The sequence below is a fragment of the Parasaccharibacter sp. TMW 2.1884 genome (genome assembly GCF_023337695.1).
Taxonomy (GTDB): domain Bacteria; phylum Pseudomonadota; class Alphaproteobacteria; order Acetobacterales; family Acetobacteraceae; genus Bombella; species Bombella apis.
The window spans coordinates 295,420-319,528 of record NZ_QORR01000001.1; the positions used below are offsets into that span (position 1 = coordinate 295,420).

At 60.4% G+C, this 24,109-nt stretch carries 22 protein-coding genes; 12 read left to right on the forward strand and 10 right to left on the reverse strand.

The features are described 5' to 3' along the window. Window positions 1-122: 122 nt before the first annotated feature. The 4 genes from alaS to aroB form a co-directional block, all read right to left on the reverse strand. Window positions 123-2,762 (reverse strand): alanine--tRNA ligase, encoded by a 2,640-nt coding sequence (gene alaS, locus DTI93_RS01285; protein WP_249079395.1) that lies wholly within the window; start codon window positions 2,760-2,762, stop codon window positions 123-125. Window positions 2,763-2,904: 142 nt separating this feature from the next. Next, the gene (locus tag DTI93_RS01290) at window positions 2,905-3,321 is read right to left on the reverse strand and encodes a GtrA family protein (protein ID WP_166651622.1); all 417 of its coding nucleotides are present in this window, start codon (window positions 3,319-3,321) and stop codon (window positions 2,905-2,907) included. Window positions 3,322-3,536: 215 nt separating this feature from the next. Further along, on the reverse strand, window positions 3,537-4,694 hold the full coding sequence (locus tag DTI93_RS01295) for an OmpA family protein (protein ID WP_043560711.1): 1,158 nt from the start codon (window positions 4,692-4,694) through the stop codon (window positions 3,537-3,539). A 211-nt stretch (window positions 4,695-4,905) separates the two neighbouring features. Continuing rightward, the gene (gene aroB / locus DTI93_RS01300; RefSeq protein WP_249079396.1) at window positions 4,906-6,582 is read right to left on the reverse strand and encodes a 3-dehydroquinate synthase; all 1,677 of its coding nucleotides are present in this window, start codon (window positions 6,580-6,582) and stop codon (window positions 4,906-4,908) included. A gap of 151 nt (window positions 6,583-6,733) precedes the next feature. Here aroB and DTI93_RS01305 point away from each other — a divergent pair, with 151 nt between their 5' ends. The 3 genes from DTI93_RS01305 (at window position 6,734) to DTI93_RS01315 (ending at window position 8,956) form a co-directional block, all read left to right on the forward strand. Beyond that, window positions 6,734-6,940: a hypothetical protein gene (locus tag DTI93_RS01305; RefSeq protein WP_043560710.1), complete on the forward strand. Its 207-nt coding sequence runs from the start codon at window positions 6,734-6,736 to the stop codon at window positions 6,938-6,940. A 12-nt stretch (window positions 6,941-6,952) separates the two neighbouring features. Further along, window positions 6,953-7,906: a tyrosine recombinase gene (locus DTI93_RS01310; RefSeq protein ID WP_081562999.1), complete on the forward strand. Its 954-nt coding sequence runs from the start codon at window positions 6,953-6,955 to the stop codon at window positions 7,904-7,906. Window positions 7,907-7,987: 81 nt separating this feature from the next. Continuing rightward, window positions 7,988-8,956, forward strand: a complete 969-nt coding sequence (locus tag DTI93_RS01315; RefSeq protein WP_043560709.1) for an acetyl-CoA carboxylase carboxyltransferase subunit alpha — start codon at window positions 7,988-7,990, stop codon at window positions 8,954-8,956. Between the two features lie 60 nt (window positions 8,957-9,016). Here DTI93_RS01315 and DTI93_RS01320 read toward each other — a convergent pair whose 3' ends face one another. After that, window positions 9,017-9,778, reverse strand: a complete 762-nt coding sequence (locus DTI93_RS01320) for a molybdopterin-binding protein (protein ID WP_249079398.1) — start codon at window positions 9,776-9,778, stop codon at window positions 9,017-9,019. Window positions 9,779-9,916: 138 nt separating this feature from the next. On the opposite strand from DTI93_RS01320, the gene DTI93_RS01325 reads away from it, so the two are divergent. Then, entirely contained in the window at window positions 9,917-10,810 is an 894-nt protein-coding gene (locus tag DTI93_RS01325; protein ID WP_249079400.1) for an SMP-30/gluconolactonase/LRE family protein, read from the forward strand. 63 nt (window positions 10,811-10,873) lie between these two features. Here the strand turns inward: DTI93_RS01325 and DTI93_RS01330 are convergent, their stop codons facing one another. After that, window positions 10,874-11,293: a (deoxy)nucleoside triphosphate pyrophosphohydrolase gene (locus DTI93_RS01330; protein WP_349292519.1), complete on the reverse strand. Its 420-nt coding sequence runs from the start codon at window positions 11,291-11,293 to the stop codon at window positions 10,874-10,876. Window positions 11,294-11,511: 218 nt separating this feature from the next. Here DTI93_RS01330 and DTI93_RS01335 point away from each other — a divergent pair, with 218 nt between their 5' ends. Then, window positions 11,512-14,049, forward strand: coding sequence for a TonB-dependent receptor (locus DTI93_RS01335; RefSeq protein ID WP_249079401.1), 2,538 nt, complete (start codon window positions 11,512-11,514; stop codon window positions 14,047-14,049). Window positions 14,050-14,105: 56 nt separating this feature from the next. Here the strand turns inward: DTI93_RS01335 and DTI93_RS01340 are convergent, their stop codons facing one another. Continuing rightward, window positions 14,106-14,981 (reverse strand): ATP-binding protein, encoded by an 876-nt coding sequence (locus tag DTI93_RS01340; RefSeq protein WP_081563002.1) that lies wholly within the window; start codon window positions 14,979-14,981, stop codon window positions 14,106-14,108. Window positions 14,982-15,066: 85 nt separating this feature from the next. Here DTI93_RS01340 and yajC point away from each other — a divergent pair, with 85 nt between their 5' ends. Next, window positions 15,067-15,423 (forward strand): preprotein translocase subunit YajC, encoded by a 357-nt coding sequence (gene yajC, locus DTI93_RS01345; RefSeq protein WP_043561439.1) that lies wholly within the window; start codon window positions 15,067-15,069, stop codon window positions 15,421-15,423. Window positions 15,424-15,528: 105 nt separating this feature from the next. On the opposite strand, the gene DTI93_RS01350 is transcribed toward yajC, so the two are convergent. From DTI93_RS01350 to DTI93_RS01360, 3 genes are all read right to left on the reverse strand, one after another. After that, window positions 15,529-16,137, reverse strand: coding sequence for a superoxide dismutase (locus tag DTI93_RS01350; RefSeq protein WP_043560695.1), 609 nt, complete (start codon window positions 16,135-16,137; stop codon window positions 15,529-15,531). 166 nt (window positions 16,138-16,303) lie between these two features. Next, complete coding sequence (locus DTI93_RS01355; protein ID WP_249079403.1) at window positions 16,304-17,179, reverse strand: NAD(P)-dependent oxidoreductase; 876 nt, start codon at window positions 17,177-17,179, stop codon at window positions 16,304-16,306. A 140-nt stretch (window positions 17,180-17,319) separates the two neighbouring features. Then, window positions 17,320-17,925, reverse strand: a complete 606-nt coding sequence (locus tag DTI93_RS01360; RefSeq protein ID WP_103765397.1) for an NYN domain-containing protein — start codon at window positions 17,923-17,925, stop codon at window positions 17,320-17,322. Window positions 17,926-18,266: 341 nt separating this feature from the next. On the opposite strand from DTI93_RS01360, the gene rpoZ reads away from it, so the two are divergent. The 6 genes from rpoZ (at window position 18,267) to era (ending at window position 24,105) form a co-directional block, all read left to right on the forward strand. Further along, window positions 18,267-18,632, forward strand: a complete 366-nt coding sequence (gene rpoZ / locus DTI93_RS01365) for a DNA-directed RNA polymerase subunit omega (protein ID WP_043560688.1) — start codon at window positions 18,267-18,269, stop codon at window positions 18,630-18,632. A 108-nt stretch (window positions 18,633-18,740) separates the two neighbouring features. Beyond that, complete coding sequence (locus tag DTI93_RS01370; protein ID WP_249079405.1) at window positions 18,741-21,062, forward strand: bifunctional (p)ppGpp synthetase/guanosine-3',5'-bis(diphosphate) 3'-pyrophosphohydrolase; 2,322 nt, start codon at window positions 18,741-18,743, stop codon at window positions 21,060-21,062. 4 nt (window positions 21,063-21,066) lie between these two features. Then, on the forward strand, window positions 21,067-21,471 hold the full coding sequence (gene acpS, locus DTI93_RS01375) for a holo-ACP synthase (RefSeq protein ID WP_249079406.1): 405 nt from the start codon (window positions 21,067-21,069) through the stop codon (window positions 21,469-21,471). Between the two features lie 123 nt (window positions 21,472-21,594). Continuing rightward, the gene (gene lepB, locus DTI93_RS01380; protein WP_043560682.1) at window positions 21,595-22,437 is read left to right on the forward strand and encodes a signal peptidase I; all 843 of its coding nucleotides are present in this window, start codon (window positions 21,595-21,597) and stop codon (window positions 22,435-22,437) included. Next, complete coding sequence (gene rnc / locus DTI93_RS01385) at window positions 22,434-23,186, forward strand: ribonuclease III (RefSeq protein ID WP_154981595.1); 753 nt, start codon at window positions 22,434-22,436, stop codon at window positions 23,184-23,186. The genes lepB and rnc overlap by 4 nt, the downstream gene beginning before the upstream one ends. Further along, window positions 23,179-24,105, forward strand: a complete 927-nt coding sequence (gene era / locus DTI93_RS01390) for a GTPase Era (protein WP_052349102.1) — start codon at window positions 23,179-23,181, stop codon at window positions 24,103-24,105. Before rnc ends, era begins: the two co-directional genes overlap by 8 nt. Window positions 24,106-24,109 lie beyond the last annotated feature (4 nt).

Genomic DNA, 24,109 nt, shown 5'->3' on the forward strand with positions numbered 1-24,109 from the left:
TGACCTGGGCGGGCAAGGCCAGAGCAGGATCATCTGCAAGAAAAAAGCGTCAGGCCCTCCATAACAGGCCTGACGCTCTCTTCAGGGTAGTTCTTTTCGTCAGAAAAGAGGTCTCGCAGGTCTCAGCCTTCGGCCAGTGTCTTGCGCAGCATGGCGAATACGGCATCGACAGCCGGTTCGGAGCCACCAGCCTGCGCCATGTCAGGGCGGCCACCGCCGCCTTTGCCGCCCATCAGGGCGGAGGCTTCCCGGGCCAGCTTCACGGCATCGAAGCGGTCCGTAAGGTCCTTGCTGACGGCGATGACGATGCTGCCCCGGTCATTGGCGCCGGAGATCAGGGCCACCACGCCGGAGGAGATCTGCTTCAGCAGGCCATCAGCCAGCCCCTTGAGGTCCTTGGGGCTGACATCCTCAAGGAAGCGGGCCGCCAGAGTAACGCCATTGATGGTCTCGCTGGAGGCAGACCCTTCCCCCGTGGCCAGCTTGTGCTGGAGGGAGGAAATCTGCGCATTGAGGGCCTTGCGTTCTTCCAGCAGGGCGGCAAGACGGGCCGGAGCCTCGGCAGGCGTGACCTTCAGGAGGGCAGCCATTTCGGCCAGCCGTTCCTCACTGGTGCGGATGGTCTGCTCGGCCGCAGCCCCGCAGACAGCCTCGATACGGCGGACGCCGGAGGAGACGCCACTTTCGGAGACGATGCGGAACAGGCCGATCTCACCCAGACGGGTCACATGCGTACCGCCGCAGAGTTCGATGGAATAGGCCTGACGGTTTTTCTCATCCTCATTGCCCATGAAGACGACACGGACTTCATCGCCATATTTCTCACCGAAGAGGGCCATGGCGCCGCTTTCAATGGCCTGTTCCTGCGTCATCAGGCGGGTTTCGACCGGGCTGTTCTGGCGGATGCGGGCATTCACCTCGGCCTCGATGGTCTTCAGCTCATCCTCCGTCAGAGGGCGGGGCTGGCTGATGTCGAAGCGCAGACGGTCCGGCGTGTTCAGGCTGCCCTTCTGGGTGACATGCTCACCGATATGGCGGCGCAGGGCCTCATGCAGGAGATGGGTTGCGGAGTGATGCCCCCGCACGGCGGTGCGGCGCACGTGGTCGATCTCGGCATGAACATCCATGCCCGGCCTGAGCGTGCCTTCCACGATGCGGCCATAATGGACGATCAGGGAGCCGTTCTTCTTCTGCGTGTCAGTGATTTCGATCCGCAGGCCCGGGGCTGTCAGCGTACCATGATCGCCAACCTGTCCGCCGCTTTCCCCATAGAAGGGGGACTGGTTGAGCAGGATGGCGACTTCGTCACCGGCTTTGGCTTCGGCAAGCTCATCGCTGCCACGGAAGACGGCCTGCACCTGGGCATCGGCAGCCTCGCTCACATAGCCGAGGAACTCCGTGCTGCCGAAGCGGTCACGGGCATCGAACCAGACGGTCTCCACGGCACTGTCACCGGAGCCAACCCAGGCGGCACGGGCACGCTGGCGCTGCTCGGCCATGGCACTTTCAAAACCGGCCTCATCGACCTTGTGGCCACGCTCACGCAGCACGTCCTGCGTCAGGTCCAGCGGGAAGCCGAACGTGTCATAGAGCTTGAAGGCCACGTCACCGGGCAGATGACCGTTGCTGGAGAGGCGGCCCATCTCGTCTTCCAGCAGGGCCATGCCACGGCCCAGAAGGGCGGAGAAGCGTTCTTCCTCACCCTTCATGGTTTCGGTGATGAGGGCCTTGTGCTGGTTCAGCTCAGGATAGGCATGGCCCATCTGCTGGATGAGGGCAGGCAGCAGACGGTAGAAGACCGGCTCCTTCGCCCCCATCAGGTGGAGGTGACGCATGGCACGGCGCATGATGCGGCGCAGCACATAGCCACGTCCCTCACGGGAGGGCAGAACACCATCGGAGATGAGGAAGGCGGTGGACCGCAGATGGTCGGCCACCACACGATGGCTTGTCTTGAAGCGTCCATCCGCATCCTGTTTCAGCAGGTCGGCAGAGGCCTCGATGAGGGCACGGATCGTGTCCGTGTCGTAATTGTCCTTCTTGCCCTGCATGACAGCGGCGAAACGCTCCAGCCCCATGCCGGTATCAATGGAAGGGTGGGGAAGATTGGTCCGCTTGCCTTCGCCTTCTTCAAGGAACTGCATGAAGACGAGGTTCCATATCTCGACGAACCGGTCGCCGTCTTCATCAGGGCTGCCTGGAGGGCCACCGGCCACGGACGGGCCATGATCGTAGAAGATTTCGGAGGACGGACCGCAGGGGCCGGTATCGCCCATACGCCAGAAATTGTCGGACGTGGCGATGGGGATGATCTTGTCATCCGAGAGGCCAGCGATCTTCTTCCAGAGGGAAGCGGCCTCATGATCGTCCGCATAGACGGTGACGAGCAGCTTCTCGGCCGGGATGCCGAAGCCTTTGGTCAGCAGCGTCCAGGCAAATTCGATGACCTCAGCCTTGAAGTAATCTCCAAAGCTGAAATTCCCCATCATTTCAAAGAATGTGTGATGACGTGCCGTGTAACCGACATTGTCCAGATCATTATGTTTGCCACCGGCACGGACGACCTTCTGGACTGTTGTGGCCCGCTTGAAAGGCAGGGTCTCCTGCCCGGTAAAAACGTTCTTGAAAGGCACCATCCCCGCATTGGTGAAGAGCAGGGACGGATCATTCTGCGGAACCAGAGAGGCAGACGGAAGGATGCGGTGCCTGTGGGATTCAAAATACTGAAGGAATTGTGCGCGGATATCGTTGGTACTGATCATGAGTCTGTAGGTCCGGGTTCCGGAGAAAGAAAGGATGGTTCCTGTTTTCTAGCCGATTTTCTGTCTTTTGGAAATGGAGGTCCGATGGAGGAGATGCAGGGAAGCGTGCAGGTAAAGAAGACCACCAGCCGGGGAATGGGCTTTATGACTGGGGGGTCTTCTTGTGAAAGACGAAGTGATGGCAGAGGGCAAAATTGATGAACATGCCGCCTGCTGTCCCGCAGAGCAGAGCAATGACGGTGTAATGCCGTGTCAGCGGCCAAAGGCTGAAGAGGGCCAGCACGATCCCACGGTTGATGATGAAACCGGGAAGATTGGCCAGTACAAAGCGCCCCCATTGATGATGCACCTTGTGGCGTTTGCGGCAACAGTCCCGGAATGTCCAGTAACGGTTCAGAATCCAGTTGTTGCTTGAGGCAATGACATAAGCGAGCAGGGCGGCAGCACGGAGCCCGACAACATGGCGGAAAAGGGAGAGGCTTGCCCAGTCCACGAGAAAGCCGACAGCTCCCACAACGCCGAAATAGAAGAAGCGCTGCATGAGAGGAAGGAACTTCATCAGACTTCTGGGAATGAACTGTTCAAGCATTTTTCAGCTGGAAAACCATAAGGATTGTTGCAGAGGCGGAGGGGACCCTAACACAGCTTCACAGGGGAGAGGTAAATCTTTTCTTGTGAAAGATTGCACAGGAGGAACGGGCCATAAAAAAAGGGTGCCCGAAGGCACCCTTTTTCCGTAACCGTAAGGCCCGGGCTGAAAATCAGCTCTGAAGATTACTTCAGGATGATCTCAACGCGACGGTTCTGCGGCTCACGCGTGTTCTTGGCAGTTGCCACCAGCGGGTTGGCATCGCCGTAACCGTGGATGTCGATGGCCGTAGCCGGAACGCCCAGACGGATCAGCTCAGCCTTGACGCTGTTTGCACGACGGAGGGACAGACCCATGTTGTACTTCTCACCGCGCGGACCCGGATGAGCAGCGGAGTTATCGGTGTAACCGTTAACTTCGATGCGTGTCGTCTGCACGTGTGTGGAAGCCTGGGCAGCCTGGGCAACGATGTCGCGGGCGCGGCCTGTCAGGTTGGACTTATCCCAGTCAAAGAAGACGAGGTAAGTACGGGCAGCCTGAGCCGGCGGCGGAACGACAACATGCGGAGCCGGCGGCGGCGGCGGCGGAGCATTGTTGAAGGCATAACGCAGGCCGAGCATGAACTGGTGCGTGTAGCGCGTGTTGAAGCTTACGCGGTCACCCTTGCCATGGTTCTCGTTGTTGTTGTGCAGGTACTGACGGCCGCTGGTCACGCCGCTCATGGAACCCGTCTGGCCCATGAAGCGATACTGCGTGGTCAGAGCCAGGCCCGGAACGCCCGGGATGTCGTAAGCGGCACCAGCGATGAACTGAGCAGCGAAACCACCCTGGGTGTTGTTGAAGTTCGGGTCAGGACGACCGGTGCTGCGGTTGTAGACCTTGCGGTAACGCTGCCACATGTAACCAGCACCGATACCGACGAACGGTGTAACCGGAACATCGTTCAGGCCGAACATGCCGAGATCGATGTCATACAGCACGTTGGCGAACCCGCCCCAGCCTTCGCTCTTGCCGTGGGCCTTGCGGTTGCCACCAGCGGCAAAGGCGCCACCCAGACGGGTGATGTGGGTCTGGTTGTAGGTGCCCTCGATTTCGAGGCGCAGGCCGTTACCGAAGCCGTAACCAGTGGAGAGGTAGCCATTGAAGCCGGTGCCGGAGTGGGCGTTGCCACCGATGCCACGACCGTGGGAGGTGCCAGGGTTACCCTGACGGAACTGCTGGTGCTGAACCAGGTTGTAACCGCCTGCCATGTCGACATACGGGCCGGTGATCGTGCTGGCCATGGCAAATGACGGCAGGGCCACCATTGAGGTCATGGCGAGAAGTGCATTACGAATACGCATTTACTTCCTCAGTCCTTAATTCTGTATACTTACGGCCATTACGGTTGGCGGGCGTCGGAACGATCACCGTATGGAGCCAGCGCGGCCGATAACCGAGATGTAATGGAAAGCTGGTGGGAAGTTAAGAGGTTTTCCGCCCTGCGTTTGCGATGGAACATACACTGTGACCAATACAACACATTATCGGAATAAAGGCTGGAATGTGGCGGTATCAGGGGGCAAAACCTTCAGCCAGAAGCAGGGCCCGGACATCATCCATGGCGACATCACGGCAGGTGAAAGCCATGCCGATTCCGCGGAGCAGAACGAAGGTGATCTTCCCGTCGCGCAACTTCTTGTCCCGGCCCATGTGGTTCAGCAGGGTTTCCGTACTGAGGCCGTGGGGCAGGTCTGCTGCACCGGCGGGCATTCCCAGGGCGTGGAGATGGGTGTCAAGCCGTGCCAGGTCATCCTCGGGGGCAAGCCCCATCCTGACGGACAGTGCCAGGGCCATGTGCAGGCCGATGGAGACGGCTTCCCCATGCAGGAGGCGGCCGTCATAATGGAACTCGGCTTCAAAGGCATGGGCGAAGGTGTGGCCCAGATTGAGCAGGGCCCGACCGCCTGATCCTGCCTGCTCCCGTTCATCGTCCTGTACGACTCCGGCCTTGAAGGCACAGGCCCGGCGGACAGCTTCACCCAGCTTCCCGGGCTCTCCCTCCAGAACGGCCTGACCATTGGCTTCGCACCAGGCAAACAGTTCGGCATCAGCGATGAGGCCTGCCTTGACGATTTCTGCATAACCCGCCACGAGCTGGCGGCGGGGGAGAGTGGCCAGCGTTTCCGTATCGGCCAGCACGAGCCGGGGCTGCCAGAAGGCTCCGATGAGATTCTTTCCGGCCCGGGCATTGATTCCCGTTTTGCCTCCGACAGAACTGTCCACCTGTGCCAGCAATGTTGTGGGAATCTGGATGAAGGGAATCCCGCGCAGCGCCGTAGCCGCCACAAATCCGGCAAGGTCACCAATGACCCCCCCACCCAGGGCAATGACGGTGGTGCCACGCTCGATGCCCCGTTCGAGCATTTCTTCCATGACGGCTTCAAAACGGGCGAGAGATTTGCTGCCCTCTCCCGGAGGCACGATGATGGTGTGAAAGCGGATGCCGACCTCACGGAAACTGCGTTCCAGCGTGGCCAGATGATGGGTGGCAACTGTCTCGTCGGTCAGGATGATGGCGTGGCCATTGGGCAGATGGGGCTTTATCCGCAGGCCCGCCTGCGCCAGCAGCTCACGGCCGATGAGAACCTCATAACTGTGGCCGGCGAGAGCAACCGGGACATGATGGGGCAGACTCGTATTGGCAAGGGTATCAGTAATGGTCCGGGTGGCCTGTTCCACGCTTTCATCTCCACAGTCGATAATGATGTCTGCCTCGGCATAGCGCGGATACCGCACGGTGGCGAGCTGACGCAGGGTGGCCGCCGGGTCGCCCTGGGCGAGGAGGGGGCGGCTTCCACGGTTGTTGAGCAGGCGTCTGAGCAGGACAGCCATGGGGACATGCAGCCAGACAGCACAGACATCTGCTGCCTTGTGGATGAGGGCACGGGTCTGCGGATGCATCCAGGCGCCACCACCGGTGGCCAGAATGCAGGGGCCGTTCTTCAGGAGGCGGCGTATGACCCGATGTTCCCCGGCACGGAAATGGGCTTCGCCATGGTGGGCGAAGATTTCCGGGATGCTCTGGCGGGAGGCTTTTTCGATCTCGGCATCGGTATCGATGAAGGGGATGCCATAATGCTGGGCCAGCATCCGTCCCAGAGTCGTTTTTCCGGCCCCCATGAGGCCGACAAGGACAATGATGCGGAACGGTGGTCTGGCTGGCTGCGGGGCGTGCAAGGAAGGGGACATGCTGTCCCTCTATCACGGGTGAGAGAGGTGGGGTAGGTCTCTCATCGCCCATGTCTCTGGGAGAGTGTGTCTCCGGTGGAAGAGAAGAGGGTTTTTAAAACGGGATGATCCTTCTATAAACGGGACGTATCCTTTGACATGGAGCCGTCTTATGAAAACCGTTGCCCGTCTGGTGCTGGTCCTGCTGGTTCTTGTGGTGTTGGTGGGGGGTGGGTACGTCCTGACGGCTCACGATACGCAGCCCCCGGCACCGGTGATGGTGCATCGTGACCTGACACCGCAGGCCGTGTCCCCTGCCACCTCTGCCCAGAAGGCGGCCCCGGGCCTGCCGGAGCTTCCACCTGTTGGAGGGCATTGAGGAGCGGCCCTCATGACGGACGGGCGGGAGGTCCGGCGCTGCCCTGCAGAATCTGCTGCCCTGATAGAGGCGTTTCTTGAGGCCATCGTGGCAGAACGGGGAGCAGCAGAGCAGACGAGAGCGGCCTATCGGGCTGATCTGGAAGATTTTGCCTGCTGGTGTGCGCCCCTGTCGTTGGCAGATGTATCCCGGGGCAGTGTACAGGCCTATTTTGCCGACCAGGGGCGCCGTGGCATTTCCGCCCGGACACAGGCCCGCCGTCTTTCCTGCTTTCGGCAGTTTGCCCGTTTCATGCTCCAGATGGGCGTGCGGGCGGACGAGCTGACCGCCGGGCAGGCATCTCCCCGCTATCAGAGTGGTCTGCCTCATCCATTGAGTGAGGATGAGGTCAGGCGACTTCTGGAAAAGGGCACCTGCGGCCATGCGGATCTGCGCCGGGACCTTCTCTCCCGTGTGGCGCTGGAGATGCTGTACACGACAGGCCTGCGCATCAGCGAGCTTCTGAGCCTGCCAGCGGGCTGTGTCCGGCAGAGAGGCGGCATGCTGCCCGTGCGGGGCAAGGGCGGGCGGGAAAGGCTCGTGCCTTTCTCCAGCGCAGCCAGGGAAGCGGCAGAGGCGCTGCTGGCCTATGATGCCGTGCTGGACAGCCCGTGGCTGTTCCCGGGGCGCAATCCCCGGAAGCCACTGACAAGGCAGGGATTCGACAAGATACTTCATGCCTGTGCGCTCAAGGCCGGGCTGGACCCCCTGCGTGTCAGCCCGCACGTGCTGCGTCATTCCTTTGCGACCCACCTGCTCAACAGGGGGGCGGACCTGCGGGCGCTTCAGGTGCTGCTGGGACATGCCGATATCACGACGACCCAGATTTACACGCAGGTCATGACGGAGCGGCTGAAAGAAGTTGTCCGCCAGCATCATCCCCTGGGGCAGGACAGGCAGAGCGGGGAGGCGGGAAAGCGGGGGTGATAGCCGGCTCCGGCAGAGTTTTCCTGCTTCGTGTCAATTTAGGGCTGTCTTGCGTCCTGTTTGCGTGCTATCGGGCAGAACATGCGCCAGTTCCTAGATTTCGAAAAATCGGTTGCCGAGCTTGAGACCAAGATCGGTGAACTTCGTCAGGTTGGTCGCCAGGAGGATGGCGCTGGTCTGGATGGTCTGAACATTGATGAGGAGACAGCCCGCCTTGCGGAGAAAGCGGACAAGCAGCTCCGCACGCTCTACAGCAAGCTGACCCCTCTCCAGAAAGTGCAGGTGGCCCGTCACGCACAGCGGCCTCATGCGCTGGATTACATCCAGTCGCTGATGACGGATTATACCCCGCTCGCCGGGGACCGTGTTTTTGGGGATGATCAGGCTCTTGTAGGGGGGCTGGCCCGTTTCCGTGGGCAGCCGGTCGTGGTCATCGGGACCGAGCGTGGTTCTGATACGGAGAGTCGTCTCCGTCACAATTTTGGCATGGCCCGACCGGAAGGGTATCGCAAGGCCCAGCGTCTGATGCGCATGGCAGAGCGTTTTGGCCTGCCGATTCTGACATTCGTGGATACGGCCGGTGCGTGGCCGGGGATTGATGCCGAGGCCCGCGGGCAGGCAGAGGCGATTGCCCGGGCGATTGATACCTGCCTTCAGGTCAAGGTTCCGCTGATCGCTACGGTGATCGGCGAGGGCGGGTCTGGTGGTGCCATTGCCATTGCCGCAGGCGATCGTGTTCTGATGCTGGAACATGCCATTTATTCTGTCATCTCTCCCGAGGCGGCCGCTTCCATTCTCTGGCGTGACCCCAAGATGGCGCCAGCCGCTGCCGAAGCGCTTCGTCTGACGGCGCAGGATCTGAAAAAACTTGGTCTGATCGATCATGTGATTGATGAGCCGGTGGGGGGCGCCCAGCGTCTTCCTGCTGAAGCCATCAATCGCGTGGGTGAGGCCATTGCTGCAGAACTGGCCTCCGTCCAGGGGCTCTCAAAGGAAGAGCTGCTGGCCCGGCGTCGGGAGCGTTATCTGGAAATGACACGGGTAGGCTGACCGTTCCGCCTGACTGATATGGAGTTTTTGGGAAAGCCGCCTTTTTAGGCGGCTTTTTTTTCAGGCTCCTCGTGGAGGATCTCCCTCCAGGGGGGTGAAGCCCAGGCTGGCAAGAAGGGTGCGCAGGGCCGCCCCAGCCAAGGTGACAGCCTCAGCGTCATAGCCTTTTGCAACAAGGGCCACACCCCGCTTCTGTCCTTCGTCAAACGGGTAGGAGCCGATATCCAGTGTAGGGAAGTCATGCTGGATGGCCGTGAGTGCCTCGGCAAGATCGCCTTCATAGACATTGTAACTGTACCAGCTGGCACTGGTCAGTGGAGCTCCGCCCTCAAGACGTGGCATGAGCCAGCCCACCATGGCTTGAAAGATGCGGGGGACTCCGGCCATGACATGAACATTGCCCAACGAGAACCCGGGTGCTGTGGACACGCTGTTTTCTATGGGTGTGGCGCCTTTGGGCAGCCACGCCATGCGCTGTCTGGCCTTGTTGAATTCTCCCGCCGGGAAGAGGGCTTCCAGTTGGTGGAAGCTCTTTTCATGGCATGTCAGGGGGACCCCAAAGGCCTCGGCCACACATGCAGCGGTAATGTCGTCATGGGTGGGGCCGATGCCGCCGCTGGTGAAGAGAAGATCGAATCGGGCCCGGCAGTCATTGATGGTGGTTATGATGTGTTCCGGGATGTCGGGAATGACCCGGACTTCAAGAAGCCGGATGCCTCGGCCATTCAGGGCCTGGGCCAGGACACGGATGTTGGCGTCCTGCGTGCGGCCTGAAAGGATTTCATTGCCGATGACAAGAAAACATGCAGTACGGGGAGCCATGAGCCTGTAATACCTTGGTGCTGGCCGCATTGTTTTTCTGCGGGCTTGGGGCCCTCGGGCGTGGCATCCGGGGGTGTGGAAATTGAACCTTCTTCATTATATGGGAGGGTATGGCCTTTTAGAAAGGGAGAGATGCCTGTGAAGCTGGAACACCATAAGCCCGTGTGCCTGTCAGAGTTTCGAGCAGTGCTGGGGGAGGGGCCGGTCTGGATCAAGGCAGAAAATTCTTTCTATTTTGTCGATATTGTGAGCCACCGCATTCATCGGTACAGCCTGACGGATGGCTCCCTGTCAGGCTGGGATGCTCCCAATCGTACGGGTTTTCTTCTGCCTGTCAGTGACGGGACATTTCTGGCCGGTCTGCCGGATGGTCTGCATCGGTTTGATGTGAAAAAAGGCTATTTCGAGCGGGCCTGCGTCATCGAGCCGGACGATGAGGGGAACCGGCTGAATGATGGCTGTGTCGACCAGCGGGGGCGCATCTGGTTTGGTACGATGGATGACGGGGAAAGTCGGGAGAGCGGGTCTCTCTACCGGGTTGACCACAGGAACGGCCAGCTGGATATCTCACATTGGGATAGTGGTTATACCGTTTCCAACGGTCCGGCCCTGTCACCTTGTGGTCGGGTGCTTTATGCCTGCGACAGTCCCCGGCAGCGTATCTACGCCTTTGATGTCGCAGCAGATGGCCGCCTGACAGGCAAGCGCATTTTTGCCACTTTCACCAAAGGGTATCCAGATGGGGTTGTGACGGACAGCGAGGGCAATCTCTGGTGCGGGACATGGGCAGGGGGACAGATCACCCGCTTCCGCCCGGATGGCACCATGATGGACCCGATTGTCCTGCCGGTCGCCAATGTCACGAAGGTGGCGTTTGGTGGGGATGATTACAGGACCGTGTTCGTGACGACAGCCCGCAAGGGGTTGGACCCCGAGGAGCTGGCAGCCCAGCCGCAGGCTGGTGGCATTTTTGCGTTCCGGACGGACGTTCCGGGCAATCCGCAGCACAGTTTCGTGCTGGAAGGTGTCTGATCCTTCGTCTGTTGAGGGTAGACCTGCCAGGAAAGGGGCTTTCGAGGGCCCCTTTCGTCCATGTCAGCCCAGCAGGGCCTGAATACGGGGAACAAGAGGGGCATCGGCCTTGGGCATGGGGTATTTATCCAACCTTGAGGCAGGCACCCATGCCAGTGTCTGGCCTTCCCGCCCGACAGGGTCATTCTCCCACTCCCGGACAAGATAGAGCGTCATGAGCAGGTGGAAGGTAGCACAGTCTTCACTGACAAACGTGAAGGGTTCCAGGCGGTCGGGTTGAACGGTAATGCCCAGCTCCTCATGGAGCTCCCGTGCCAGGGCGGTTTCCGGGGATTCGGGTACTTCCACCTTTCCACCGGGAAATTCCCACAGTCCGGCAAAGGTTTTTCCCTCCGGCCGCTGTGCCAGCAGGACAGAGCCATCCGGCTGGATGAGGATGGCTGCCACGACAAGCAGAGTGTGGGGACGGAAAGGTGAGGTCATCAGAGGCTCCGTATCCAGAGTGTCCTGTTGTATGGGATGCCAGTTGAAAATGCGCCTTTTATGTCACAGGGGAAAGAGGAAACGTTAAAAAAACGTCATAACCTTTGCGGCAGAGGCTGCTGCTCTGTAGGAAGTCCACCATAACATGAGTTGATAGCTGCCCTGACAGGGAGACAACCCTGACATGGGCTTTTTATTGTGTGCCAATATTGTTGGGAGTGCCAGACGCATTGCGCCGCCATCTTCTTCTGTCCTCTGCTGCCATTTTTCTGGGAATGGGGAGTGGAACTGCCTTTGCCCAGACCCGTTCATCAACTCCGGTGAGTTCCGCTGGTAAAACGGCAGGTGTTTCTGCCGCACAGCATGGTGGGCACACCCTGACGGGGCACCGGCATGGCAGTCGCCGGGATATGACAGGCAAGGGTGGAAACCAGGCAGCAGCGGCAGGGACTGGTGCAGGGCGTGTGAAGGCGGCCAGCCATCACAGGCCGAAATATGTGTCTGCTCATGGGGTGCAGAGCCTGTCCGTCCACGCCTCGCACGTCAGCCGGGCGGCGGAGCTGGTCGTACCGAAAAGCGTGATGAAGGAATATGTGCCCGGGACCAGCCCCTACAAGGCACTGGACCGTATGCCGGGCGTGAGCTTCACCTCCACGGACCCGTTCGGAATCGACAGTTTCGGGGCGAATCTGTACGTCCGTGGCTTTTTCATGAACCAGCTGGGCGTGACGCTGGATGGCATTCCCCTGAATGACCAGACCTACCAGTCCGTCAATGGTCTGAGCCTTGCCTCGGCCATCATTCCTGATGACATCGGCAGCATGACGATGTCGCAGGGCGGAGGTGGCGTGGACGTGCCGTCCACCAACACGCTGGGCGGGACCATCCGTTTCACCTCCGGCGATCCATCCGACAGGCTGGGGGGCAAGGTCAGCCAGGCCTTTGGCAGTTACGGGTCTTATCGCACCTATGCCCGGTTTGATTCCGGCCGTCTGAATGAATCCGGCACGAAATTCTACACCTCCTACGCCCGTACGGATGAAGGCATGTGGGAGGGGAAGGGGGACCAGTTCCTTCAGCAGGTCAATGCCAAGCTGGTGCAGCCGCTTGGCGAGCGCAGCAGGGTTTCGGCCTTCTTCGACTGGACGGACCTTCAGCAGCAGAACTATCCGGACCTCTCATTGGGGATGATCAACAATCTGGGCTGGCGTGTCCCGCATCTCTACCCGGATTACGGCAAGGCCTATCAGTGGGCGCAGCAGTGCAATAACAGCCCGAACAATTTCATGGCCTATCCGGGGTCCAACGGGCAGGTGAATGCCTGTCAGATGCCCTATTATGACGGTGGGCAGCATGAGACCAATTTTCTGGGTGGCCTGAATCTTGATCTTGCCCTGACGGACCATCTGACATGGCATACCACGGCCTATGGTCATGCCCAGTCCGGCAATTACAGCTACACGGCTGCCGCATCCGCCGCTTCGGAGGACCCTGACCTTCAGGTCGCCACGCCGAATGGCGTGCCGCTCTATCAGGAAGTCTGGAAGAACAGCCAGCAGCGTTTCGGCATCAACAGCAGTCTGGACTATCGCTGGGGGCATCACAGGATCAATACGGGTGTCTGGTACGAGAACAACAACCAGACCGCCGGGCTTTACAATTATCTGGAGCCGGAGCTGGGGGCGGGTGCGCCCGTCAAGGCGGTCGGGCCTTACAATGTGTATGGGCCGGCCGACCGGGTCTATAATTTCAGATGGCGTACCAATGTGGTGCAGACCCACCTTCAGGACACCTACACCATCCTCAAGGGGTTGACGCTGACAGCGGGTTTCCGCTCCCTGATCTCCCAGACATCCGGTGGCGGGCATGAGAATGACGACTCATGGGCGGCTCTGGATGCCGGTGGCCTGCCCTCCGGCTCCCTTCATGCCACGGGAGCTTTCCTGCCCCATTTCAATCTGGACTGGCGTCTGAACCGGCAGAACGAGTTCTACATCGACGTCTCCAAGAACATGCGGGCCTATGAGGTCTCCGGCACGGGTGTGGCCAACTCGCTCTTCTCCGTGCCCAACCAGCAGGAGTTCCTGCGGCAGAAGGCGCAGACCAAACCGGCCCGGGCCTGGACCTACATGGGGGGGTATCGTTTCACGTCCTCCATCGTGCAGCTGGATGCGACCGTCTATCACTCCACCCTGATGCACGAGCTTCTGGCCGGGGCACGGGGAACGATGTTCAATCCGATTTCTGAAGAATTCGATTTCGGGCGCATCTCCATGACGGGGGCCAATGGCAGCGTGTCCGTCCGTCCCCTGCCGGGGCTGATCATCACCAATACGCTCAGTTACAACAAGGGCACCTATGACCGGAACGTGACCTCCAGTGCCGGGAATTATTACCCGCTGAAGGGCAAGAACATCGTCAATTACCCGGCATGGATGTACAAGGCTTCCATTGCCTATACATGGCGTGGGCTGAATGCACATTTTGATGCCAACTATTTTGGCAGGCGGTATTACAGCTTCATGAACGACACCTCAATCGGCAGCTACTGGCTGGCCAATACGGGGGTGACTTATACGTTCAGGAAACTGGCAGGCGTGCGGGACCTGACGGTCAGCTTCAACGTCTACAACCTGTTCAACAACAAATATATCGCCATGATGGGTGAGAACAACAACCCGCCCGTGGGGGATTACCAGTCCCTGGAGCGCGGGGCGACACGGGAATATTTCGGAACGATCAGTGCAGCCTTCTGACTGGTCCGCAGCATGAAGAACGGCCCGCTCTGGTTTCAGGCGGGCCGTTCTGCCGTTCAGCGGGCTTCTTCGGTCAGTTCGGCACTCAGGGCGGTGATGAACTGCGAGGCGACCCGGCCGGAGCGGCTGCCCCGCTGCATGGCCCATTGCAGGGCACGCCGGTGCAGCTCCTCCCTAGCGATGGGGAGCTGCCTCTCCTCCGCATAGGCATCGATGATGCTGAGATAATGGGGCTGGGAGGCACCATAGAGGCCGATCCACAGGCCGAACCGGTCGGAGAGGGACACCTTCTCCTCGATGGCCTCGCCCGGGTTGATGGCATCCCCCGCTTCATTCTCGATCATGTTTTGCGGCATGAGGTGACGGCGGTTGGAGGTGGCATAGACCAGCACATTGTCAGGCCGTCCGGCGATGCCTCCATCCAGGACCGATTTCAGGGACTTGTAATCCGCATCCTGCGTCTCGAAGGAGAGATCGTCACAGAACAGGATGACCCGGCGGGAGGTGCGGCGCAGCAGGGCCAGAAGCTGCGGCAGGGTGGCGAGGTCATCCCGTGGAATCTCTATCAGTGCCAGCGGGGGGTGGCCGTTCCTGCGCTGTTCCTCATTGACGGCCAGAAGACAGGCCTTGACGAGCGAGGACTTGCCCATGCCTCTGGCACCCCAGAGCATCACGTTGTTGGCTGCCAGTCCGTGGGCAAAGAAGCGTGTGTTGCCCATGACCTGCCTGATCTGCCGGTCAATGCCCTTCAGCAGCTTCAGCGGGACGGCCTGCATGTGGGGGATGGGCAGCAGATGGCCGCTCCCGCCCTGCCAGATGAAGCTGTCCTGCGTGGGGTCATCCAGCATGGCAGGGTCTGCTGGTGGAGGAGCCATGCGTTCCAGACTTTCGGCAATGCGGGTCAGGAGAGGGAGAAGAGCGGTTGCTGGCATGGTCTTCCTGTGTAATGAGCTTGACGTGACGGTCTGGCACGATATGGTCCACAATTATCTCATCAAGATGGAACCAACACCACCTATGCACAATATTCTTTTTTCCACGGCTTATGCCGCTGATGCCGGTACCAATGGCGGCGCCTTCAGTTCGGCAGCGCTTGTGCAGTATGCACCTTTCGTGCTGATCTTTGTGGTCTTCTATTTCTTCCTGATCCGCCCACAGCAGAAGCGCCAGCGTGAACTGCGGGAGGAGCAGAACAGCCTGCGTCGTGGTGACCGGATTGTCACGGCAGGTGGCATCGTGGGGACGGTACAGAACACCCGTGATGATTCGCAGGAAGTGGATGTGGAAATCGCACAGGGCGTGAAGGTGAAGGTCATCCGCAGTACGATCACGACCATCCTGCGGCGTGAGGGCAAGCCTGCCAACGAGGCGTAAGGGAACGTTCCTCAGCGGGTTTCATGCCCAGCTGGCACCATAAAGAAAAGGCCCTGCCACGATGAACCGTGGCAGGGCCTTTCTCATGTCGGGTGGGCCGGACGATCAGGCACCCTTCAGGCAGCTCTCGGCGTACTCGTAGTTGGCGAGACGGTCGAGGAAGTTGGTGACGTAGTCCGGACGACGGTTGCGGAAGTCCAGATAGTAGGAGTGCTCCCACACATCCAGCCCCAGCAGCGTACGCCCCTCATCCTCGGAGAGCGGATTGGCGGCATTGGCCGTCTTGGTGACCTTGAGCTTGCCATCGGAGCCCAGAACCAGCCATGCCCAGCCAGACCCGAACTGTGTCGTGGCAGCCTGCTTGAAAGCGGCCTTGAAGGCATCAACGGAGCCGAAATCCTCGGTCAGTTTCTTCTCCAGCGCACCGGGGATGCGGCCGCCGTTGGGGGAGAGGCAGTTCCAGAAGATGCAGTGGTTCCAGTGCTGGCCGGCATTGTTGAAGACCGGGGCCAGGGAGGAATCAGCGTGAGACAGGGCAATGATTTCTTCAAGGGCCTTGCCTGCCAGTTCCGGCTTGCTCTCGACGAAGCCGTTCAGGGCTGTGACATAGGCCTGATGGTGCTTGCCGTGGTGCAGCTCCAGTGTTTCCTGGCACATGCCGGCATCGGCCAGGGCGTTTTCGGCATAGGGGAGTTTTGGGAGTTCAAAAGCCATGTGAATCTTCCTTGACATATGAGGGGCAGGAGGCATCCCTCCTGCCAATTCATGACCCCCTCTAGCTATGGTTGCCGGGCGGCAACGTCAAGGTGTGTGGGGCGGAGTGTCTTAAAAAAAGAGTAAAACAGTCCCAATAGTGGGAAGAAGGACCGCTGGGTACCTTTCAGCGGTTGGCAGCCTCCCGTTCCATCCGGGCAATCAGGGCGGAGTAATCGTCATCAGCATGATTCCGATTGGAGGCGGCCAGATTCTGGGAGGCTGCCGCCATGCCGTGCATCGGGACGCCACAGCGGCGGGCGGCCTCCATCAGCAGGCCCATGTCCTTGCTCATCAGGCGGGTTGGAAACTGGGAGGGGAAATGCCCTGCCTTGCCCATGCCGATCTTGCGCTTGTGATGGGGGCTGATGACGGCCAGTTCCTGAAGGGCATCGAAAAGGACGCTGCGCTCCACGCCAGCGGCCAGGCCATAGGCGATCCCTTCAGCAATGATGTTCAGCGTGCCCCCCATGATGCCGTTGACGACGAGCTTCAGCCGGGCTGCGCTCCCGGCCGGACCGGCATGGATGGTGATGCGGCCGATGTGGTCCAGAATGGGGCGGGCGAGCGTTACGGTTGCTTCCGGGCCTCCCACCAGCATGATGAGGGCCCCTTTTTCGGCTTCCGGCGTGCTGCCTGACATGGGGGCGTCCAGCACGGCGACATTGCGCTCACCCAGCAGGGCTGCGAGGTGGTCGGCCTGTTCCGGTGAGACGGTGGAGGTGTCCAGCACGAGCTGCCCGCTCCGCAGTCCCGCCAGGAGGCCATCCGGGCCATGCAGGGCCGTGTTCTCCGCCTCGTCATTCGGGACACAGATGATGATGGCGTCGCTCCTTTCCGCCACGAGGCGGGGAGAGGCCAGCATGGGGACATCCGCCTCAGCGCCATTGCTCCGGCCTGATGGCGTGTGAGCGACGACATCGTATCCGGCCCGGACCAGATTGCGCCCCATGAGGGACGCCATGGCACCATAACCGATGAAACCGATGGTCTTGATGGACATGGGCGGGTTCCTTTCAGGGTTTGTTGAGTCAGTCTTTACGGGGGAGATGGACCGGGGCGGGTAAGGATTAAAGAGGGATGGCGGAAGCGTGATGGAAAGCCGCCATGAAAAAACCCCGCCGGAGCGGGGTTGGAAAAGGATCATTCCTCGTCGTCATAGTCGTCGGCATCGGCCGGGTGGCGGATGGGAGGACGGGACCGGTTGTCCGCATTGCGGCGGGTGAAGTGATGGGCGATGTCCGCCAGCTCCACGAAGTGGTCCGTCTGGCGGCGCAGGTCGTCACCAATCATCGGTGGTGTCGTCTTGACGGAGGAAATGACCGTGACACGCACACCACGGGACTGCACGGCCTCCACGGCACGGCGCAGGTCGGAATCCCCGCTGACGATCACGATATGGTCCAGCCGGGGGGCCTGTTCGATCAGGTCCACGGCCAGCTCGACATTCATGTTGCCCTTTACGCGGCGTTGGCCGGATTGGTTGGTGAATTCCCGTGCCGTCTTGGTGACCAGATGATAGCCGTTATAGGCCAGCCAGTCTGTCAGCGGGCGGAGGGGGGAGTAATCTTCCGTCTCCGGCATGGCCGCATAATAGAAGGCCCGCTGGAAGGAACACTGCTGTTCGAAAAGATCCCGCAGGGCGAGGAAATCGACCTCGAACCCCAGGTTGCGTGCGGCGTGGTGCAGGCTGGCCCCGTTGATGAAAAGTGATGTGCGATCGTTTTTGCGTAGGAGAAGGTTGGACATATGGCTCACATATGGTCTTGGGTTAGTCTTGGGTGCGGGGAGTGTTGATCAAGAAATGTCCTGTCAGTCTCGGGCAGGGCTGCCCTTTGATTGTTTCCCTGTTCCGTATGTATGGCGGACTCAGCACCAGATTTGATGATGGAAGGCATGTCGGGTGGAGAAAGCAGGACAGCCTCCTGCTTCCCTCTTACAGCTTTGCGTTGCGTCAATAAAGGCCTTTGTGGTAACAAAAGTCCAGATTGTGAGATAGCAATGGGACAGGCTGCCTGTTTCGGCAGGTGGGGCTGTCCCGGCCCGTTTGCAGGGGCCATTTCAGCATGTGAGTGGGGAGCGCCGGTTTTATGGCACGTGTGACCGTAGAGGACTGCATCGAGAAGGTTCCGAACCGTTTTGACCTGGTGCTGCTGGCCGCCCAGCGGGCCCGTGGTCTTTCCCGCGGGGAGGAGATGCAGGTTCCGCGGGATAATGACAAGAATACCGTTGTTGCCCTGCGTGAGATCGCCGAGGATCATGTGAGCCTCGAGGGGCTGAAGAACGGCATTGTCCGCTCCATGAGCAACCAGCCGGAAGTCGAGCCTTCCGATGAGGAAGTGATGGACCTCATCCCGACAGACCAGAACATTTTCGGTCTTCAGGATGTATCTGCGGAAGAGGAAGCTGCCAACATGGCAGCTGATGAAGCCGGCTCCGGCCGGGGGCGTCGCTAAGCCTTTCAGGAACTGAGGTGTGCGCCCTGGGGAAGGGCCCCCTTTTCTTCGCCTTCGGGCGGGGATGGGATGCAGGTTCTTCCATCAGTGAAGAATGGGGGCTGATCCATGGCTGATGAAACGCTGCTTTCCACCGATCTCCCGGCGGAGACGGTGGCTGGTGCCGGGGACGCCCTCTTGCAGGATTTCCACCCCTCCATAAGCGGCCTGCTGGAGCGGGTCCGCTGTTACGATTCCCATGCTGATCTGGCCCTGATGCAGGAGGCCTACGATCTGGCCGCCAAAGCCCATGAGGGCCAGTGCCGGGACAATGGTGATCCTTACATCACCCATCCGATTGCCGTGGCCAACATACTGGCCGGGTTCCGTATGGACCCCGTGTCCATCATGGTGGGTTTCCTGCATGATACCGTGGAGGATACGGGCATCTCTCTGGAGATGCTGGCAGGGCGTTTTGGCAAGGATGTAGCGGCCATCGTTGATGGCGTGACCAAGCTGACACGGCTGGAGCTTCAGTCCGACAGGACCAAGCAGGCGGAGAATTTCCGCAAGCTGGTGCTCGCCATGTCGCGGGACATCCGTGTGCTCATCGTCAAGCTGGCGGACCGGCTGCACAACATGCGGACGCTGCATTATGTCCAGCGGACAGACCGGCGGCAGCGTATCGCCAGGGAAACACTGGACATCTACGCCCCTCTGGCCGAACGCATCGGCATGGACCGGGTGAAGACGGAGCTCCAGGATATTGCCTTTGTCAATCTGGAGCCGGAGGCTGATGCCACCATCCGGGCCCGGCTGAATTACCTGCGTGGGCAGGGTGCGGACATGATCGAGCAGATACGCTGCGAGCTGGCCACACTCTGCAAGGAAGCCGGGGTGGAGGGGGCGACCGTCATCGGGCGGGAAAAATCCCCCTATTCCATCTGGGAAAAGATGAAGCGGCGGAATGTTGCTTTCGAGCAGCTTTCCGACATCATGGCGTTCCGCATTCTCGTGCCCACGAGAGAGGCCTGTTATGCGGCGCTGGGGGCGGTGCACGGGGCCTACCCCATGATTGCCGGACGCTTCAAGGACTACATCTCCACCCCCAAGACGAACGGCTACCAGTCCCTGCATACAGGGGTGACGCTCTATCGGCCGCACAGCCAGAAGATCGAGGTGCAGATACGCACACCGGAGATGCACGATCTGGCAGAGAATGGCGTGGCCTCCCACTGGAGCTACAAGGATGGCAGCAGCCCCAGCGAGCATGAGACGGCCGTTCTTTCGGAAACATTCGGGGCCTATACCCGCAAGCTGCGTTGGGTGCAGGACCTGCTGGACATTCTGGAGGACAGTCAGGGGCCGGACGAGTTTCTGGAGAATACCAAGCTCGAACTCTATCAGGATCAGGTCTTCTGCTTCACCCCCAAGGGACAGCTCATTTCCCTGCCTCGTGGGGCTACGCCGGTGGATTTTGCCTATGCCGTACACAGTCAGGTCGGGGACCGGTGTGTGGGGGCCAAGGTCAATGGGCGTCTTGTCCCGCTGAAGCATGTTCTGGAGAATGGCGACCAGATCGACATCATGACGGCACGGGGGGGCACGCCGTCCCCGTCATGGGAGCGGTTTGTCGTCACGGGCAAGGCCCGTGCCCGTGTGCGGCGCTTCGTGGCCCTCCAGCAGCGGCAGAACAACGTTGAGAATGGCCGTGGTGCTGTTGCCCGTGCGTTCCGCCAGAAAGGTGTTGATGGGTCGGAGAAAGTGCTGGAGGGCCTTCTTGGCACGCTGAAGCAGAACAGCCTTGATGAGCTGTATGGCAGCGTCGGTGCCGGGCAGCTGGACCCGAGGGATGTTGTAGGGGCGGCCTATCCGGAGCTGTCCCGTCAGGGGCAGGTGCCCCGTATCGTGCCCGGCCTGTCCCCCCGGCTGGAGGGAAGGCTGGACCAGAAGCCCCTGCCGCCAAGACGGCCTTCCAGTTATGAGGGCACGTTGGTCAATGGTGTCGGGCGGGGTATTGAACTGCACTTTGCGGGTTGCTGCCGTCCTTTGCCGGGGGACCGCATCGTGGGCATCATTGCCCAGGGCAAGGGAGTGACCGTACATCGGCGCAAATGTCACAATCTCAGCATGTTTTCGGACATGCCCGAGCGCTTTCTTGAAATCTCATGGAGTGAGGAGGCCCTTGGGCGGACAGGGCGGGATGCCCCCCGTTACACGGCCCGCCTTTCCGTCGTGGCGGGAAATGACCCGGCTGTTCTGGCAGCGCTGACCAACCTGGCCACACGGCACGAGGCCAGCGTGATCAATCTGCGGATCGTGAACCGCCAGCTGGATTTCATGGAAATTCTGGTGGACCTCGAGGTGCGGAGCAAGGGGCATCTGGCAACGGTTCTGGCAGGGTTCCGGGCCGAGAAGGGTGTTCTTCAGGCCGAACGGACAAAGGGATGACCTCATGATTCTGGGGATCGGGGTTGATCTCTGCTCCATCGGGCGGATCGAACGGGCCCTAGCCCGCCATGGGGATGCGTTTCTGGAGCGTGTGTTCACGCTGGAGGAGCGTCAGTATGTGCAGACATTGCGGGGGGCGGCCCGGGCAGGGGCCTGTGCCAAACGCTGGGCAGCGAAGGAGGCCTGCGCCAAGGCTCTGGGGACAGGCTTTGCCCAGGGGGTGCAGCTTCAGGATATTTCCGTGGGGCGGAATGATCTGGGGGCTCCTGTGCTCAGCCTTTCGGGCGCAGCGGCGACCCTTCTGGACCAGCGCCTGCCGGCAGGGCATCGGGCCGAATTGCTGTTGAGCCTGAGTGATGAGCCGCCCATGGCCATGGCACAGGTGCTGATACAGGCTGTTGCCCTTTAGTCTTGGCGGCTTGAAATATCGTCAGGATGGAATTAACGCATGACCCGGCGGGTCAGGCAGGCTATGGCAGAAACGGGCAGGGCAGTCTGCCTGCTTCTTGCCAGAACAGGATGAACAGGGACCATGAACGAAGACAGACAGGAAGAACAGACAGAAAAGCCGGAAAGCCTTCTGGCCTCCATAAGACAGATTCTTCTATGGCTCATTCTGGTGGTTGCCGTACGTTCACTGCTGGTCGAACCGTTCAATATTCCGTCTGCCTCCATGATCCCGACCCTTCAGGTCGGGGATTTTGTGGCGGTCTCCAAGATGAGCTACGGTTATTCCCGGTATTCTTTTCCGTTCTCGCCGCCGTTCATTTCGGGACGTGTGTTCGCTTCCATGCCGCACCGTGGGGATGTGGCGGTGTTCCGGTTCACCAAGGATACGTCAGTCGATTACATCAAGCGGATTGTCGGCCTGCCCGGGGATCGCATCCGCATGGAACAGGGGCATCTCTTCATCAATGGTCAGGAAGTGCCGCGGGAGGACCGGGGGCATTACAGCGTGATGGATGAGCGGGGCTATGTGCTGTCTGGGACCCGTTATCGGGAAATGCTGCCCCGGGAGGATGGCAAGACGGTACCGCATGATATCCTGAAGATGCGGGATGATGACCTTGCCAACAATACGCCTGAATATACCGTGCCAGAGGGCTGCCTGTTTGCCATGGGGGATGACCGGGATGACAGTTCGGACAGCCGCTTTCAGGGAGGGCATGAGAGCGGTGCCTGTGCTGTCCCGGCCGGGCGTGATTATCTGACGGATAGCGGCGGTCATGATCTGGGGTTCGTGCCTGTGATCAATCTGGTCGGACGGGCAAAGATGGTGCTGTTCTCCGTTGATATGCGGCATCCGGCCTGGCAGTTCTGGTATTGGCCGACAGAGATACGCTGGGGCCGTTTCCTGCGTGGTATTGACGAATGATGACACGTGATGAGGCTGTCCGCCATGTCGAGGCGAAGCTGGAACACCGTTTTGCTGACCCCGCACTTCTGCATGAGGCTTTGACCCACCGGTCCGCCGTGCCACGGCGGCAGGGACGGAACCGGGGGCGGCAGAAGGGGCATCCTTCGGGGAAAACGCCACGGGGGCAGGGGTCCAACGAGCGTCTGGAGTTCGTGGGGGACAGGGTGCTTGGCCTGCTGATGGCGGAATGGCTCTTTGAGCGCTATCCGGAGGAGCAGGAAGGCGCTCTGGGGGCCCGCCACGCCCATCTGGTCTCCCGTCCTGTTCTGGCCCGGATTGCGGAAGGGATTGAGCTTTCCGAGGCGATACAGATTGCCCAGCATGAGGAAAGTGCCGGCATACGTGTTCTGGCCAGCGTTCTGGCCGATGCGATGGAAGCCCTGCTGGGCGCACTCTATCTGGATGCCGGGCTGGACCCGGCCCGGCATGTGGTCCGTCGCCTCTGGGACAGGGACATCGAGAAGAGTGGACAGCCCCACAAGGAGCCGAAAACGCTGCTTCAGGAGTTTCTGCTGGGGCGTGGCGAGGCCTTGCCGCATTATGAACTGACCGCCGCTGATGGGCCGTCCCATGCACCGATCTTCCGTGTGGAGGTCCGGGCACTGGGGCAGGTGGGTGTTGGCCGTGCAGGCAGCAAGCGGCTGGCTGAAAGTGCGGCGGCGACAGATTTGCTGAAGAAGATGGGGCAGGAGACAGAACGTGCCTGAGGATACAGAAAAGACCGCCACGGGCGGAGAGACACGCTGCGGTTTTGTTGCTCTTGTCGGGGCTCCCAATGCAGGAAAATCCACCCTGCTGAACCGCATGGCTGGGGCCAAGCTGTCCATTGTCAGCCCCAAGGCGCAGACGACACGGTTCCGTACGCTTGGCATTGTGATGCGGGATGCGGCGCAGATCGTGTTTGTGGACCTGCCGGGCATCTTCAAGCCCCGCCGACGGCTGGACCAGGCGATGGTCAATGCTGCCTGGAGCGGGTCGCAGGATGCTGACCTCAACCTGCTGCTGGTGGATAGCCGCATCGGTCTGACAGACGAGATCAGGGAGATCATCGCTCGACTGAAAGAGGGGAAGCGGCCTGTCTGGCTGGTGCTGAACAAGACAGACCTCATCCAGCGGGATCAGCTTCTGCCCCTGACGAAGGCCATCACGGACCTCCTGCCGGTGGAAGAGGTCTATATGGTCAGTGCCCGGTCCGGTGATGGGGTTGAGGGCCTGCTGGACGGGTTGGCCAGGGCCATGCCCGTTGGGCCTTACCATTACCCTGAAGATGATCTGACAGATCTGCCAGACCGTCTGCTGGCAGCGGAAATCGTGCGGGAGCAGGTCTTCCTCCAGACCCATGAGGAGATTCCCTACCATGCCACGGTGGAGACGGAATCCTTCAAGACACGCAAGGACGGATCCATCCGCATCGACGTGACGATCTACGTGTCACGGGCAGGGCACAAGGCCATCCTCATCGGGGAGCGGGGGCAGCGCATCCGGGAGATCGGGATGCGGGCCCGGAAACAGCTGGAAGGCCTTCTGGATGCTCCCTGCCATCTTTTCCTCAATGTGAAGGAGAGGGCTGCGTGGGACAAGGAAACAGCCCGCCTGCGGGCCCTCGGTCTTGCAGATTATGGCTGAAGCG